Below are 14,035 nucleotides of genomic sequence, written 5' to 3'. Positions count from 1 at the left end.
GGCGCCCCACCGATCGGTGGGGCGCCCTCCGGGTCTTCGTGACCGAGGTCAGCCGTTGGCGGCCAGGACGCCCTCGGCATCCAGGGTGGCGCCGACCGCCTGCAGCACAGAGGCGATCTTGAAGGCTTCCTGGATCGTCTCGCGGTCCACGCCCGCCTTGCGGAGCACCTGCTCATGCGAGTCGAGGCACATTCCGCAGCCGTTGATCGCGGACACGGCCAGCGACCACAGCTCGAAGTCGACCTTCTCCACACCCGGGTTGCCGATGACGTTCATCCGCAGCCCCGCGCGCAGGTTGCCGTACTCCGGGTCGGACAGCAGGTGCCGGGTCCGGTAGTAGACGTTGTTCATCGCCATGATGGCGGCCGCCGACTTGGCGGCGGTGTACGCCTCCGGCGAGAGGTTGGCCTTGGCCTCCGGCTCCAGCTCGGTCAGCACCCGTGCCGAACGCGAGGCGATCGCGCAGGCCAGCACGGTGCCCCACAACTGCTGCCGCGGAAGCTCCGAGTTGCCGATCACCGAACCGAGGTTCAGCTTGAGGTCCTTGGCGTAGTCCGGCAGCGCGGACTTCAGCTCATCGAGTGCCATGGTGAATCAGCTCACTCTCCGGAGAGGAGGGCCACCGGGTCCAGGGTGTCCTCGCCCTTGCTCCAGTTGCAGGGGCAGAGCTCGTCGGTCTGCAGGGCGTCCAGCACCCGCAGGACCTCCTTGGGGTTACGGCCCACGGAACCGGCCGTCACCATGGTGAACTGGATCTCGTTGTTCTGGTCCACGATGAACACGGCGCGCTGCGCGAAGCCGTCCTCGCCCTCGACGCCGCAGTCGCGCATCAGCTCGTGCTTGGAGTCGGCCAGCATCGGGAAGGGCAGGTCACGCAGGTCGGCGTGGTCCTTGCGCCAGGCGTGGTGGACGAACTCGGAGTCGCCGGAGACGCCGAGGATCTGCGCGTCACGGTCGGCGAACTCGTCGTTCAGCTTGCCGAAGGCGGCGATCTCGGTCGGGCACACGAAGGTGAAGTCCTTGGGCCAGAAGAACACCACGCGCCACTTGCCCTCGTAGGTCTTGTGGTGGATCTGCTCGAACTCCTTGCCGCTCTCCAGCGACACGCAGGCGGTCAGGTCGTACTCGGGGAACTTGTCACCGACGGTGAGCACGCGCACTCCTTGCAGCTTTTGCATAGGAAAGGCCCGGTCGTCCGGGTTTTCCTGGGGTTGGACGGTCCTACCTTGGCACAGAGTGCATTGATCAGTGAAATAGCTACACTCGGTGGGGTTGATTGGAGGTGGCTATCAGTGGCCGCATCGCCCATACCGCAGGGCAAACCGCGCCAGCCGAGCATTTCCCAGCTCAGGGCCTTTGTCGCGGTCGCGGAGCAGCTGCACTTCCGCGATGCCGCGGCCGCCATCGGGATGAGCCAGCCCGCGCTCTCCGGCGCCGTCGCGGCGCTCGAGGAGACACTCGGTGTCCAGTTGCTCGAGCGTACGACGCGCAAGGTACTGCTCAGCCCGGCGGGGGAGCGGCTGGCGGTCCGTGCACGCACCGTGCTCGAAGCGGTCGGGGAGCTGCTGGAGGAGGCCGAGGCGGCGCGGGCGCCGTTCACCGGTGTGCTGCGGCTCGGAGTGATTCCGACCGTGGCGCCGTATCTGCTGCCGACCGTGCTGCGGCTGGTGCATGAGCGCTACCCCCGGCTCGATCTCCAGGTGCACGAGGAGCAGACCGCCTCGCTGCTGGAGGGGCTGGCCCACGGCCGGCTGGATCTGCTGCTGCTCGCGGTGCCGCTCGGTGCGCCCGGGGTGGTCGAAATACCGCTGTTCGACGAGGACTTCGTGCTGGTCACCCCGCGGGACCACTGGCTGGGCGGACGCGATGACATCCCCCGCGAGGCGCTCAAGGAGCTGGATCTGCTGCTGCTCGACGAGGGTCACTGCCTGCGCGACCAGGCGCTGGACATCTGCCGTGAGGCGGGCCGCACCGAGGGCGCCCCGGTGACCACCAGCGCCGCCGGGCTCTCCACCCTGGTGCAGCTGGTCGCGGGCGGGCTCGGGGTGACGCTGCTGCCGCGCACCGCGCTCCGGGTGGAAACCGCGCGCAACGACCATCTGGCCACCGGCGACTTCGCCGATCCGGCGCCCGCCCGCCGGATCGCCCTGGCCATGCGGGCGGGCGCGGCGCGCACGGAGGAGTTCGAGGCGTTCGCGGAGGCCCTGCGGGGGGCGCTGCGGCCGCTGCCGGTACGGGTCGACCGGGGGTGAGCGTCAGGGGCGTCCGGCTGCCAGGACCGCTTCCACGTCCAGGGTGACTTCGGCGCCGATCGACTCTGGGAGGGTGATGTGCTCACCCCGGGCGTAGAGGCGATGGTGGTTGTATTCGTTGGCGATCGGATCCGTCAGGACGTGGATGCGCTGCTTCGTGCGGTTGACGATCACGTAGACGGGGATCTTGGCGATCGCGTAGGCGGTGACTTTCGTCTTCAGGTCGTTGCCGAGGTTGCTCGAGGTGACCTCCAGGACCAGACGGAAGATCGTGGGGTCGTAGCAATTGTGCTCGATGTAGTGGTCCCGGTAGTCGGCGTCGACCACGGCAAGGTCCGGTACGGCGTAGTCGAAGGGGCTGTCGGGAAGCCACACGCCCGAACCTTGGACCACTCGCGTCAGCTTGCCGTGGGCGGGCGCGAAGGCAAACGTGAGGTCGGTCAGCGAATCCCCGTGAGGCATGTCGGGCGGTGGCGTCACGGTGATTTCTTCCCCGATGATCTCGACGCGGTAGCCGGGGAGCATGGCGGAGAGCTGCTCGGCTTCTTCGAGCAGATTCCGCTCGGGACCGTCACAGGGGTACTCGACCGCTGCGGCAGACATGGCGCCTCCTCCTGGCTGGTATCGAGGACATCATCGTAGACCGGAAGCCGAGGAAGAGGTCCTTTGCCGGGATTCACCCAGACGGGTGGCATAACCGCTGGGAACAAGGGCAAGGGGCCATTCCCGCAGATGGGAACGGCCCCCGCGACGCGGGCGCGGCGGGACGGGGCCTACTCCGTCCGCAGACCCTCCGGCCGCATCATCCGCCACAGCGGCGGCAGGCTGACCAGGGTCACCAGCAGGATGACCCCGCCGCCGACGCCGGTCATGGTGCCGAGTCCGGCCCAGTCCACGGCCAGTGGCTGGCCGACCATCTTCAGCAGCATCACACCCAGTGCCAGCCCGCCCGCGATCGATAGCGCCAGCCCCAGCACCACCGGGACCGCGGTCTGCCACAGCACCGACCAGCTGAGCGTGGTGCGCCGGGTGCCGAAGGCCACCAGGACCGACAGCAGCCGCTTGCGCTCGCGGAGCTGCTCAAGGGTGGTCACGATCATGCTGGCCCCGATGAGCAGCAGGGTCGCGGTGGCGCCGATGAACAGGGCCTTGCGGATGACCTGGAACTCATCCGACTGCGAGGTGCTGGAGAGCCGCATGACATCCATCGCCGGGGAGAGCGCCGCGCTGGTGTTGCGCACATACTCGACCCCGTCCGGGACCTTCGGGTCCAGCCGGATCATGGCCGCGGCCCCGGGGTCCGGCAGATCGGCGATGTCGAAGGCGCCGGGGGTGGCGAAGATGCCGGTGCGTTCGCTTCCGGTCGGGTCCGGCCGGGGCTTCACCTTCGTGGCCGATTGGGGAATAGTCCACAGCTTCTTCTTGCGCAGGTCCGGCGTACCGTCGTCGCGGTAGGCGAAGTTGACCCGGGCGCCCGGTTTGGCGAAGCCCGGCTCCTCCCCGTAGTAGCTGGACGAATCGACGAGGAAGACATCGCCGTTCTTACAGCTGGTGATGCGGACCACCTCGCGGAGCGTGGGGCAGTCGGCGACGGTGATGGCCTCTTCCGGGACCGATGTCGGGTCGTCCTTGCTGGGGCGCACATCGGAGATGTAGTCCTCGGTGACACCGAGCAGATCGCGCACGCCCTTGGTCGCGCGGTACCGCGCGAAGGCGTCGCGGGCCTGGTCGCCGTCGTTCACCGGGACGTTCGCGATCAACTGGGCGCGGTTCGGGTCCTGGCCGGTGTCCTCGGTGTTCTGGGCCCCCACGCTGGCGAAGAGCATCTGGAGCGCGATGGCCCCGGCGACGGCGACCGTGATGCCGCTGACCGCGCGGGAGGCGGTGCCGCTGCTGAGCTGGAGCCGGCGGGTGGCGAGCTGCCAGGGCACCGAGCCCCTGCCGCCGAACCGTTCCACCACGGCCTCGACGACCCAGGGCAGCAGCGCGGTGATGCCGATGAGCAGCAGGACGGCACCGGCCGCGGCCTGGTACGCCTTCATGTTGCCGCCGCTGCTGCCGGTCCCGAAGCCGCCCGCGAGCGGCAGCAGCAGGGCCAGGCCCAGCAGCGGCAGCAGCAGCCGCCACCACAGACGCCGGCGCTTGGGCTTGGCGTTCCGGACCACGCCCAGCGGCTCGATGGCGATACCACGCAGGGCGATCAGCGTGACCATGACGGCCGAGGCGGGCACGGCCGCCGCGATCACCAGGGCGAGCAGGGCGCTCGGCACGATGTCGGAGGTGAAGAAGCTGATGCCCCAGACCTGGATGCTGCCGATGATCTCCCGCGCCAGCAGGAACAGTCCGGCGCCGACGGCGAGCCCGAGGAGGGAGCCGAAGAGCGACTCCCCCGCCGCGATCCGCCGGGTCATATGGATGTCCGCGCCGACCAGCCGCAGCGCGGCCAGCCGCCGGTCGCGCCGCTCACCGCCGAAGCGGGCCGCGGTGGCGATGAAGATGAGCACCGGCAGCAGCAGCACCACACAGCCCACGATGATCAGCAGCAGCAGCGCGGGGTCCAGGGGCTCGTTCGCGCCCTTCTTGTCCGCCAGGCCCCAGTGGTCGATGTGATAGCTGGAGTTGACGTGGCCGAACGCCTTCTGGGAGACCCCCGCGTAGTAGGCGAGATCGGACGGGCCGGACAGGCCGCTGTCGCCGATCACCCCGATGGTGCGGTACGGGAATCGGTCCCGGAGCAGCTTGCCCTCGTCGGAGTCGAGCAGCTTCTTCAGCGCGGGGGAAACCCACATCTCACCGGCGGCCGGGATGCGGTCGATGCCCGGCGGCACGGGCGGTGTGCCGTCGCCGTCGGGGGCCATGACCTCGCCCGTGATGTCCTGGTCGCGAAAGGTCGTGCCCGCGTTGGCGAGCCGGAGCGTATCGGCGCCGGGCTTCACCTCGCCGCTGGGGGTGAACGAGGAGCGGGCGTCGCCCCGCTCGTTGCGCTGCTGGTACATGGTGGGGACGGAGGAGGCCAGCAGCAACAGCGCCACCCCCAGGCCGACGCCCACCGCCGTCATGATCGTCCTGGCCCAGCTCTCCCGGCCGCCGGTGACCGCGAACCGGCCGCCCATGGCCAGATCGGCGGCCCAGCGGGCGACCGAGACACGGGAGCGGGGCTCCTCCGCCGGGGCGTCCTGGCCGCTCATCGGGCCCCTGCCATATCCCGGGCCTTGCCGTCGCGGACGACGACCTCGCGGTCGGAGTAGGCGGCGACCCTGGCCTCATGGGTGACCAGCACCACGGCGGTACGGGACTCCCGGGCGGCCTCGGTCAGCAGCTCCATCACCCGCTCCCCGTTGAGCGAGTCCAGCGCGCCGGTCGGCTCGTCCGCGAACAGCACCCGCGGGGCGGTGACCAGCGACCGGGCGACGGCGACCCGCTGCCCCTGACCGCCGGAGACCTCACCGGGCCGCTTGTGCGCCACATCGGCGACCTCGAGCCGCTCCATCCAGGCCGCCGCCCGGGTCTCGGCCTCCTTGCGCTTGGTGCCGTTCAGCCGCAGCGGCAGCGCGACGTTCTCCACACAGCTCAACTCGGGGACGAGCTGGCCGAACTGGAAGACGAAGCCGAACTCACCGCGGCGCAGCCCGCTGCGCTCGGCGTCCGACATGGCGGTCAGCTCGCGCCCGTTGTAGTGGACGGAGCCGGAGTCCGGCTTCACGATCCCGGCCAGGCAGTGCAGCAGCGTCGACTTGCCCGAGCCGGAGGGGCCCATGACGGCGACGACCTCGCCGGGGTGGATGGAGAAGTCCGCACTGTCCAGGGCGGGGGTGTGACCGTACGTCTTGTGCAGGGACGTGGCGATCAGCAAGGAGCCTGCCGGGGTCATGAACGCACCGCCTTGGCGAGTTGGCCGAGGCGGGCGGCGGTCAGTTCCAGCCAGCGCAGATCGGCCTCGAGATGGAAGAGGGCGTGGTCGCAGATGAGTTGGTCGGTGAGGTCGCCGCCGCGCTTGCGCTGGGTCAGATCGCGCATCAGCCGCAGATGTTCGGCGCGCTGGACGTCGAGGAGATCGGCCGCGTCCCGCCCGGTGAGCAGGGCGATGATGACCTTGGTGTAGAGGACCGACTGGAGATACGGCTCCGGCTTCTCGGGCTGGGTGAGCCAGTGCTCCACATCGGTGATGCCCGCGTCGGTGATGGCGTAGCGCTTGCGCTCCGGGCCACCGCCGTGCTCGATGCCGTCGACCTCCACCAGGCCGTTCTTCAGGAGCCGGGACATGGTCGAGTAGACCTGCCCGTAGTGCAGCGGGCGGTCGTGTCCGAATCTTTCGTCGAAGGCTCGCTTGAGGTCATAGCCGTGGCGCGGGCCGCCCTCGAGGAGTCCGAGCAGGGTGTGGCCAATTGACATGCCCAGCACTCTACACCATGCGTATACCTGGAGTGTATAGCCGCGCTTGGGTGTGCATTGCCGCAGGTCAGAGAGGTGCGACCGGGGTCAGGGCCGACGTGGCTCCCGGCCGATGCCCTCCGGGTCCTCGGTGGGGCCCTCGCCCTCGGCACCCTCGCCCTCGGCACCCTCGCCCTCGGCACCCTCGCCCTCGGCACCCTCGCCCTCGGCACCCTCGCCCTCGGCACCCTCGCCCTCGGCGCCCTCGGCGGGCCGCCGCGGCGGGCGGCCCCGGCGCGGGATCGGGCGCGCCGCGCCGGGCAGCCGGCCCGCGTCCGCGAGCGCCTTGCGCAGCAGGAACTCGATCTGCGCGTTGGCGCTGCGCAGCTCGTCGTTGGCCCAGCGCGCGAGGGCGTCATGGACGGCCGGGTCGAGCCGCAGCAGCATCTGCTTGCGCTGCCGCGGCTGCCGTGCCTTCCGCCCGCTCTCGTCCGTCACTGGTACAGCGTGCCGGTGTTCAGCACGGGCTGCGGGGAGCGGTCCCCGCAGAGCACCACCATCAGATTGCTGACCATCGCGGCCTTGCGCTCCTCGTCCAGCGCCACGATCTCCTCCTCGGCGATCCGGGCCAGGGCAGCCTCGACCATGCCGACCGCGCCGTCCACGATCTGCCGCCGCGCGGCCACCACGGCGCCCGCCTGCTGGCGCTGGAGCATCGCGGAGGCGATCTCCGGGGCGTAGGCGAGGTGGGTGAAGCGCGATTCGATGATGCGGACCCCGGCCGCCTCGACCCGGGCGTGCAGTTCGATCGCGAGCTTCTCGGTGATCTCCTCGGCGTTGCCGCGCAGCGAGAGGGCGCCCTCCTCATGGGCGTCGTACGGGTACTCGATGGCGATGTGCCGGACGGCGGCCTCGGTCTGGGTGGCGACGAACTCCAGGAAGTCGTCCACCTCGAACATCGCCTGGGCGGTGTCCTCGACCTTCCAGACGACGACCGCGGCGAGTTCGATCGGGTTGCCGTAGGCGTCGTTGACCTTGAGTACCGCGGTCTCGTGGTTGCGCACCCGGGTGGAGATCTTCTCCCGGCTGGTGAGCGGGTTCACCCAGCGCAGCCCGTCGGTGCGGATGGTGCCGCGGTAGCGGCCGAAGAGCTGGACCACCCGGGCCTCGCCGGGCGCGATGGTGTTGAGGCCGCACATGGTGAGGAGCGCGGCGAGGATCACCACGATGCCGGAGACGATCAGCAGCGTGGACCAGGCGCCCTTGTGCTCGGAGGCGACGGCGGCGCCCGCGAGGATCAGCCCGATGCCGCCAGCGAGTCCGGCCAGGCCGCCGAGCAGGGCCAGTCCGCCGCTGACGTTGTGCGCGGGCCGCTCCGTGACCCTCGGCTCCGGGAGGGACGGTATGTCGGCCTGATCGGTGATGGGCTCGGTCGAGGTGGTGTCGGACATGGAGGGCTCCCCGTTCCGTTCGGCGCTGCGTTCTATCAAAGTGATAGCACATTATGGGCCGGTGGCAACCCTTGGCCCCCGTAAGCCGTCAGTTCCCTTGGAGTGGGTGCTTTTTGTCACCTTCGGAAAAAGCTAGATCGATGGGCATTTGAGGGTTGTTGCGGTGTTAGTTTCATGAGCTGGCCTGGGGGGCTTACGGACTGGAGCGGCGGGAGCGATGGGTAGAGCGGAAGAGCGACGCGCGCGGCAGAAGAGCGCTCGCAGAGCCAAGCGAGCGGCGAAGTCGGGGGGCATACGCCGCTTCTTCACCTGGAAGTGGCTGCTGGGGTACGTCCTGGGGCTCGGCGCGTTGCTCGTCGGGGCGTTCTTCGTCCTCTATCTGCTGGTGGAGGTTCCGCCCGCCAACGCCGCGGCCAAGGCCGAGGCCAACATCTACAAGTACAGCGACGGCACGATCATGGCGAAGACGGGTGACGTCAACCGTGAGTCCGTACCGCTGTCCAAGATCCCCAAGAAGGTGCAGCACACCTTTGTCGCCGCCGAGAACAAGGACTTCTACGGCGACTCCGGCGTCTCGTTCACCGGCACCGCCCGCGGTCTCATCAACACCGCGCTGGGCCGGGGCAAGCAGGGTGGTTCGACCATCACCCAGCAGTACGTCAAGAACTACTACCTGAGCCAGGAACAGACCGTCAGCCGCAAGCTGAAGGAGCTGGTGATCTCGCTCAAGGTCGACCAGCAGAAGTCCAAGGACTACATCCTCGCGGGCTACATCAACACCAGCTACTACGGCCGCGGCGCCTATGGCATCCAGGCCGCCGCCCGCGCTTACTACAACAAGGACGTCGAGGACCTCAGCGTCGCACAGGGCGCCTATCTCGCGTCGGTGCTCCAGGCACCCAGCCAGTACGACTGGTCGGCGGCGGGCCCCAACGGCAAGCGGCTGGTGAAGGCCCGCTGGAACTACGTCCTCAACAACATGGTCCAGAAGGACTGGCTGTCCAAGAGCGAGCGCGAGGGCATGAAGTTCGATGTCCCCGTCCCGCCGCGCCCCATCCCCGGACGCGACGGCCAGGCGGGCTATCTCATCGAGGCCGCCAACAAGGAGCTGATCAAGGCCGGGGTCTCGGAGAACGAGATCGAGGCCGGCGGCTGGACGATCACCCTCAACATCGACAAGAAGAAGCAGAAGGCGCTGGAGAAGGCGGTCCGCACCCAGCTGACCGACAAGCTGGACCCGAAGAAGCGCAAGGTCGACAAGTACGCCCAGGTCGGAGCGGTTTCGGTGGACCCGGAGTCCGGTGGTGTGGTGGCGATGTACGGCGGCACCGGCTACACCGAGCACTACTACAACAACGCCCTCCGCGAGGACTACCAGCCCGCCTCCACCTTCAAGCCGCTGATCCTGGCCGCGGGGCTGGAGAACGGCTCCACCACGCAGGACAGCACCCCGATCACGGCGAGCACCATCTACGACGGCACCAGCAAGCGGCCGGTCAAGGGCTCGCTCACCGGCTTCGCCCCGCCGAACGAGGACAACAAGTCCTACGGCCCCATCTCCGTCCAGAAGGCGATGAACAACTCCGTCAACTCCGTCTTCGCGCAGATGGCGGTGGACGTGGGCCTGGACAAGGTGAAGAACACCGCCATCGACCTCGGCATGAACAAGGACGCGGGCGGCTTCGACGTACGCCCCGCGATGTCGCTGGGCGTGATGGGCGCCAGCCCGCGCGACATGGCCGGGGTCTACGCGACCCTCGACAACCACGGCAAGAAGGTCACCCCGGCGATCGTGAAGTCCGCCGAAAAGGGCGATGAGCGGCCCAAATTGCCCGATCCCACCAACGGCCAGGCGATCAGCCGTGGCGCCGCCGACTCCGTCACCTCCGTCCTCACCGGGGTGGTCGACGACGGGACCGGCCAGGCGGTGCGGCAGCAGGGTCAGGCCGTCGCGGGCAAGACCGGCACCTCCGACGACAACAAGTCGGCCTGGTTCACCGGCTACACCCCCGATCTGGTGACCTCGGTCGGGATGTTCGGCGAAGGGGAGAAGAAGCAGGTCTCGCTCAAGGGCACCGCGGGCGGCGGCCGCGTCAACGGTGGTGACTTCCCGGCCAGGATCTGGGCCGCGTACACCGAGTCCGCGCTGAGCGGGGAGAAGGCCTCCAAGTTCGACCTGGACACCGACATGGGGGCGGCGGTCAAGCCGCCACCGTCGCCGAGTTCGAGCGACGCCTCGGAGTCGCCGTCCTCCAGCCCGTCGGCGAGCGAGTCCGCCAGCGAGTCGCCCTCGTCGTCCCCGTCGGCGAGCGAGTCCGCCAGCGAGTCGCCGTCCGCCTCGTCCTCGGCGTCGCCGTCGGACGACGGCGGCTCCCCGAGCCCGCCCGACCCGTCGAGTTCGGAGTCGGGCGAAGGCGGTCTTCCCCGTCGGCCGCAGCAGTGATGACGCGGGGCGGGGGTGCTTCTCGGCACACCCGCCCCGGGACCGCAGGACGAGGAAGAGCGCGCCCGACCCGCAGACGCGACTGGTCGGGGTTTGGGGTCTGCTGCCGGTTGTCAACGCGCCTTGGACGCACCCATCGTGCACCCGCCATCGAACTGTTCATCCGTGCAGGTCAGCCACCTAGCGGGCACGCTGGGCGAGTACAGTCTCGTGGGAGTGTGTGCCGGACCGAGGCAGCGCAACGGCCCCTGCCGGCTGGTCAGGGGCCGCTGTCTGATGGTTCGCCAGCGAAGGGTCAGGTGCCGTGGAACTCCCCACCCCTGACAGCCGATACGAACGATGACCAGGACGGCGTGGGGAAGACCAACGCCGGACCTTCCGGAGCCTTGCTGTCGCGAACGGGGACAGCGTCAACAAGCCCAGGTCTGTGCGCCGCATGGGATGGTGGTGATCCGGTGACCGCCAACGGCCATGCCGTGTCCGTCCCGGTTCCCGGCTGTACTCTGTGCGCCACTCCCGGTGATTTCGGGCCCCGCAATCTCAGCGATCCGCGTTCGGGCCTGTGTCCGGCATGTATCGCGGCTGGCAAGCCCACCCGCGACGGCCTTGAGCGAGCCGTCATGATCGTCGCCGGACAGAGCCTTGCCGCCGCTGAAGCCCTGAGCCTGGCCACCGCCGCGCCGGAGGAACTGGCCTACCACCTCGGCGCGGTCAAGCGCGGTCTGCGCGCCGTGCTCCAGCTCCTCGCGCCGGTCGAGGGGACGGGCCGATGAGGGCGGCCAACGGGGGCGAAGAGACTCGCATGACGGTGCGCGTCTACACCATGGCGCGCGACGGGATCGTGACCGTACGCCACGCGATGGTGGCCGTCCTGGTCGGCGAGAAGAGCAACCCCTACGCACTGGGGCAGGCGTGGCCCCCGTGCCAGTGCCCCCGTCAGCACGACAACCGGCCGGACCACTTCAGGCGGACCTGAGACGGCCGTCCGCCCCCGCACGCCCCGGTAGGACCCTGCTCAGCGGCCCCGGAGCGCGGTACACACCGCCGCTTCCGGGGTCCTCTCATGCCAACCGGACTGGCGTCCGGACGGGTCGGCTCAGGACGGCATCGCGAGCTCGAACCAGACGACCTTGCCCGTGGACAGCCGGGTCGCGCCCCAGCGCCGCGCCATCCGGTTCACCAGATACAGCCCGCGCCCGCCCTCGTCGGACGGCCGGGCCTGGCGCAGCCGGGGGAGCTGTGGCACGTCGTCGCCGACCTCGCAGCGCAGGACGTCCGTGCGCAGCAGCCGCAGTGTGATGGGCCGCTCCGCGTAGCGCACCGCGTTCGTCACCACCTCGCTGACCAGCAGCTCCACCGCGTCCGTCAGATCGTCCAGGTCCCAGCGGGCCAGCGCCCGGCGGGCCAGCCGACGCGCCTGCCCGGCGGTCTGCGCCTTGGGGTCCAGGAACCAGTACGCGACATCGCTGGGCGCGATGCCCTCGAACCGGGCCGCGAGCAGCGCCACGTCGTCGTCGCGGTCGCCGGGGCCGAGCATGTCCAGCACCTCGTCGCACAGCGGCTCCAGCGGCGGCGGGTTGGGGCCGGTGAGCCGGGCGGTGGCGGTCAGCCGCTCCCGCAGCTGCTCGATCCCGGTCCACACATCGCGCATCCGCGACTCGACCAGGCCGTCGGTGTAGAGCATCAAGGTGGCCCCGGCGGGCGCGTCCAGCTCGACCGCCTCGAAGTCGACACCACCGACCCCGATCGGCGCCCCCGGCGGTACCCGCAGCACCTCGGCGCGGCCGCCCCGGTGCAGCAGCAGCGGCGGCGGATGGCCCGCGTTGGCCACCACGATGCGGTGCGCGACGGGGTCGTAGACCGCGTACAGGCAGGTGGCCATGCGGTCGGTGCCCAGCCGCTGGGCCTGCTCGTCCAGGTGGTGCAGCACCTCCTGGGGCGGCAGGTCGAGCCCGGCGAGGGTCTGCGCGGTGGTGCGCAGCTGGCCCATGATCGCGGCGGAGGTCATCGAATGGCCCATCACATCGCCGACCACCAGCGCCACCCGGTTGCCCGGCAGCGGGATCGCGTCGTACCAGTCGCCGCCGACCCGCGCGGTCTCGGCCGCGGGCAGATAGCGGCTGGCCAGCCGCACGCCGGTGGGCTGCGGCAGCGAGTCGGGCAGCATGGTGCGCTGGAGCTCGTCCGCGATGTACACCTCGCGCCCGTACAGCACCGCCTTGTCGACGCCGAGCGCGGTGTGGGTGGCCAGCTGGGCCGCCACCAGCAGATCGTCCGGCTCGAACGGCGGCCGGTCCGGGCGGCGTACGAACACCGCCGCGCCGATCACCCGGCGGCGGCCGCGCAGCGGTGCCAGCACGGTGCGCTGACCGGTCGCCACCGACGGCCCCTCGCCGAGCAGTTCGGGCAGCGCGGCGCGGGCGGCCTGCGAGTCGCCGAACACCGGCCGCACCCCGCGCAGCACCTCGGCCAGCGGGCCGCCCGCCTCCACCTCGCACAGCTCGGCGGCCGGGCCGCCGCCCACGGCGGGCGACAGGTCCGGCTGGGAGGGCAGCAGCGACAGCCGGCCGCTGTCGGTGTCCGGGTCCAGCGGGATCCGGTCGGTGCGGCGCAGCCGCAGCACCACCGGGCCGACCGGGCGCTCGTCGCCGACCGGCAGTGGATCGCGCAGATAGACCAGGATCGCGTCGGCGAAGGTGGGCACGGTGGCCCGGCACAGGCCCAGCACGATCTCGTCCAGGTCGATGCCCCGGGCGATCCGGCGCGTGGCGGCCCCCACGAACCGCAGCCGGTCGCCGCTCCGGTCCCGCGCGGTGGCCGCCTCGGCGGCGGCGGGGCCGCCCGCGGGCGGAACGGTGGGCACCCCGCCCTCCGGCGCGCTGTAGGCGACCTCACCCGCCGTGGCGGCCGCGGTGTGGGCGTCGCCGGATCCGGATGCTCTGCGGGCGTCGTTGGATCCGGGTGCCGTGTGTGCTTCGCCGGACCCGGCCGCCGCATGTGCTTCACCAGCCCCGGCCGCCGCGTGCGCCTCGCCGGGCCGCTCCGGATGCTCGCCCGCGCCGGCGCCCCGGCGCGCCGCCTCCCGGCCGCGTCCGTCGCCCTGGGCGGCCGGGGGCCGCTCGTCGGGGCCGGTGCCGCCGTTCGCTCCCGGTCGGCGCGACGCGCCTCTTGCGGCATTGCGATCCGCGTCCCACACAGGCTCGCCCTCCGGTGTGCCGTGCTCCGGCTGCGCCGGGTGCTCGCTCTCCGCCGTGTTCCGGCGCTCCCTGCCTCCGCCGCCGCGCGCCGCCGCGGCGCTCCCCCGCCCGTCCGCGCCGTCCGCGCCGCTCCTGCCGCGGCCACGGCGCGCGGGCCCCGTCCCGGCGGCGCCCTCGCCGCGCTCGGGGGCGGCGCCGCGCCCTCTGGCGCGGGGCGCGGGCTCCCCGGCCGGACCCGGGGGCCCGTCGTGGGCCGCCGGGCCCGTGGGCCCGTCCGCGGAGTAGGCCGGACGCGGGCGGCCGTCGCCCGGCTCCTGGCCG

General features: G+C 70.9%; 13 protein-coding genes and 1 pseudogene. 4 read left to right on the top strand and 10 right to left on the bottom strand.

Features of this window, described 5'->3' with window-relative positions:
- Window positions 1-48: 48 nt before the first annotated feature.
- A complete protein-coding gene (locus NP777_RS38305; protein WP_256654792.1) occupies window positions 49-588 on the bottom strand; it encodes an alkyl hydroperoxide reductase in 540 nt (179 codons plus the stop codon).
- An 11-nt stretch (window positions 589-599) separates the two neighbouring features.
- Window positions 600-1,154 (bottom strand): peroxiredoxin, encoded by a 555-nt coding sequence (locus tag NP777_RS38300; RefSeq protein WP_210944188.1) that lies wholly within the window; start codon window positions 1,152-1,154, stop codon window positions 600-602.
- Between the two features lie 138 nt (window positions 1,155-1,292).
- On the opposite strand from NP777_RS38300, the gene NP777_RS38295 reads away from it, so the two are divergent.
- The gene (locus NP777_RS38295; RefSeq protein ID WP_256654791.1) at window positions 1,293-2,252 is read left to right on the top strand and encodes a hydrogen peroxide-inducible genes activator; all 960 of its coding nucleotides are present in this window, start codon (window positions 1,293-1,295) and stop codon (window positions 2,250-2,252) included.
- A gap of 3 nt (window positions 2,253-2,255) precedes the next feature.
- On the opposite strand, the gene NP777_RS38290 is transcribed toward NP777_RS38295, so the two are convergent.
- The 6 genes and pseudogenes from NP777_RS38290 to NP777_RS38265 form a co-directional block, all read right to left on the bottom strand.
- Window positions 2,256-2,855, bottom strand: coding sequence for a Uma2 family endonuclease (locus tag NP777_RS38290; RefSeq protein WP_256654790.1), 600 nt, complete (start codon window positions 2,853-2,855; stop codon window positions 2,256-2,258).
- Between the two features lie 170 nt (window positions 2,856-3,025).
- Window positions 3,026-5,440, bottom strand: coding sequence for an ABC transporter permease (locus NP777_RS38285; protein WP_256654789.1), 2,415 nt, complete (start codon window positions 5,438-5,440; stop codon window positions 3,026-3,028).
- Window positions 5,437-6,123 carry an ABC transporter ATP-binding protein gene (locus tag NP777_RS38280; RefSeq protein WP_256654788.1) on the bottom strand — a complete coding sequence of 229 codons (687 nt, stop codon included), beginning with the start codon at window positions 6,121-6,123 and terminating at the stop codon, window positions 5,437-5,439. The genes NP777_RS38285 and NP777_RS38280 overlap by 4 nt, the downstream gene beginning before the upstream one ends.
- Window positions 6,120-6,644, bottom strand: coding sequence for a PadR family transcriptional regulator (locus tag NP777_RS38275; RefSeq protein ID WP_037960297.1), 525 nt, complete (start codon window positions 6,642-6,644; stop codon window positions 6,120-6,122). The genes NP777_RS38280 and NP777_RS38275 overlap by 4 nt, the downstream gene beginning before the upstream one ends.
- A 225-nt stretch (window positions 6,645-6,869) precedes the next feature.
- Window positions 6,870-7,070: pseudogene (locus NP777_RS38270) on the bottom strand (hypothetical protein); the annotation flags it as partial.
- A 47-nt stretch (window positions 7,071-7,117) separates the two neighbouring features.
- On the bottom strand, window positions 7,118-8,074 hold the full coding sequence (locus NP777_RS38265; protein WP_256654787.1) for an SPFH domain-containing protein: 957 nt from the start codon (window positions 8,072-8,074) through the stop codon (window positions 7,118-7,120).
- 217 nt (window positions 8,075-8,291) lie between these two features.
- Here NP777_RS38265 and NP777_RS38260 point away from each other — a divergent pair, with 217 nt between their 5' ends.
- Complete coding sequence (locus NP777_RS38260; RefSeq protein WP_256654786.1) at window positions 8,292-10,517, top strand: transglycosylase domain-containing protein; 2,226 nt, start codon at window positions 8,292-8,294, stop codon at window positions 10,515-10,517.
- Window positions 10,518-10,812: 295 nt separating this feature from the next.
- Here NP777_RS38260 and NP777_RS38255 read toward each other — a convergent pair whose 3' ends face one another.
- Window positions 10,813-10,983: a DUF397 domain-containing protein gene (locus tag NP777_RS38255; RefSeq protein ID WP_256654785.1), complete on the bottom strand. Its 171-nt coding sequence runs from the start codon at window positions 10,981-10,983 to the stop codon at window positions 10,813-10,815.
- Between NP777_RS38255 and NP777_RS38250 the strand changes: the two genes are divergently transcribed.
- Both NP777_RS38250 and NP777_RS38245 read left to right on the top strand, forming a co-directional pair.
- The gene (locus NP777_RS38250) at window positions 10,973-11,290 is read left to right on the top strand and encodes a hypothetical protein (RefSeq protein ID WP_256654784.1); all 318 of its coding nucleotides are present in this window, start codon (window positions 10,973-10,975) and stop codon (window positions 11,288-11,290) included. The genes NP777_RS38255 and NP777_RS38250 overlap by 11 nt on opposite strands.
- Window positions 11,291-11,319: 29 nt before the next feature.
- Complete coding sequence (locus NP777_RS38245) at window positions 11,320-11,493, top strand: hypothetical protein (protein ID WP_256654783.1); 174 nt, start codon at window positions 11,320-11,322, stop codon at window positions 11,491-11,493.
- A 120-nt stretch (window positions 11,494-11,613) separates the two neighbouring features.
- On the opposite strand, the gene NP777_RS38240 is transcribed toward NP777_RS38245, so the two are convergent.
- The gene (locus tag NP777_RS38240; protein WP_449343558.1) at window positions 11,614-13,713 is read right to left on the bottom strand and encodes a SpoIIE family protein phosphatase; all 2,100 of its coding nucleotides are present in this window, start codon (window positions 13,711-13,713) and stop codon (window positions 11,614-11,616) included.
- Window positions 13,714-14,035: the final 322 nt, after the last annotated feature.

It is taken from the genome of Streptomyces rugosispiralis (assembly GCF_024505145.1).
In the GTDB taxonomy this organism is placed as follows: domain Bacteria; phylum Actinomycetota; class Actinomycetes; order Streptomycetales; family Streptomycetaceae; genus Streptomyces; species Streptomyces rugosispiralis.
Note: the sequence above shows the minus strand (reverse complement) of the source record. Positions and strands in the feature narration are given on the sequence as shown.

Excerpts from the sequence above, each read along its gene's own strand:
- NP777_RS38305 (WP_256654792.1), bottom strand. The coding sequence starts at position 588 with ATGGCACTCGATGAGCTGAAGTCCGCGCTGCCGGACTACGCCAAGGAC.
- NP777_RS38290 (WP_256654790.1), bottom strand. The coding sequence starts at position 2,855 with ATGTCTGCCGCAGCGGTCGAGTACCCCTGTGACGGTCCCGAGCGGAAT.
- NP777_RS38285 (WP_256654789.1), bottom strand. The coding sequence starts at position 5,440 with ATGAGCGGCCAGGACGCCCCGGCGGAGGAGCCCCGCTCCCGTGTCTCG.
- NP777_RS38280 (WP_256654788.1), bottom strand. The coding sequence starts at position 6,123 with ATGACCCCGGCAGGCTCCTTGCTGATCGCCACGTCCCTGCACAAGACG.
- NP777_RS38275 (WP_037960297.1), bottom strand. The coding sequence starts at position 6,644 with ATGTCAATTGGCCACACCCTGCTCGGACTCCTCGAGGGCGGCCCGCGC.
- NP777_RS38265 (WP_256654787.1), bottom strand. The coding sequence starts at position 8,074 with ATGTCCGACACCACCTCGACCGAGCCCATCACCGATCAGGCCGACATA.
- NP777_RS38260 (WP_256654786.1), top strand. The coding sequence starts at position 8,292 with ATGGGTAGAGCGGAAGAGCGACGCGCGCGGCAGAAGAGCGCTCGCAGA.
- NP777_RS38245 (WP_256654783.1), top strand. The coding sequence starts at position 11,320 with ATGACGGTGCGCGTCTACACCATGGCGCGCGACGGGATCGTGACCGTA.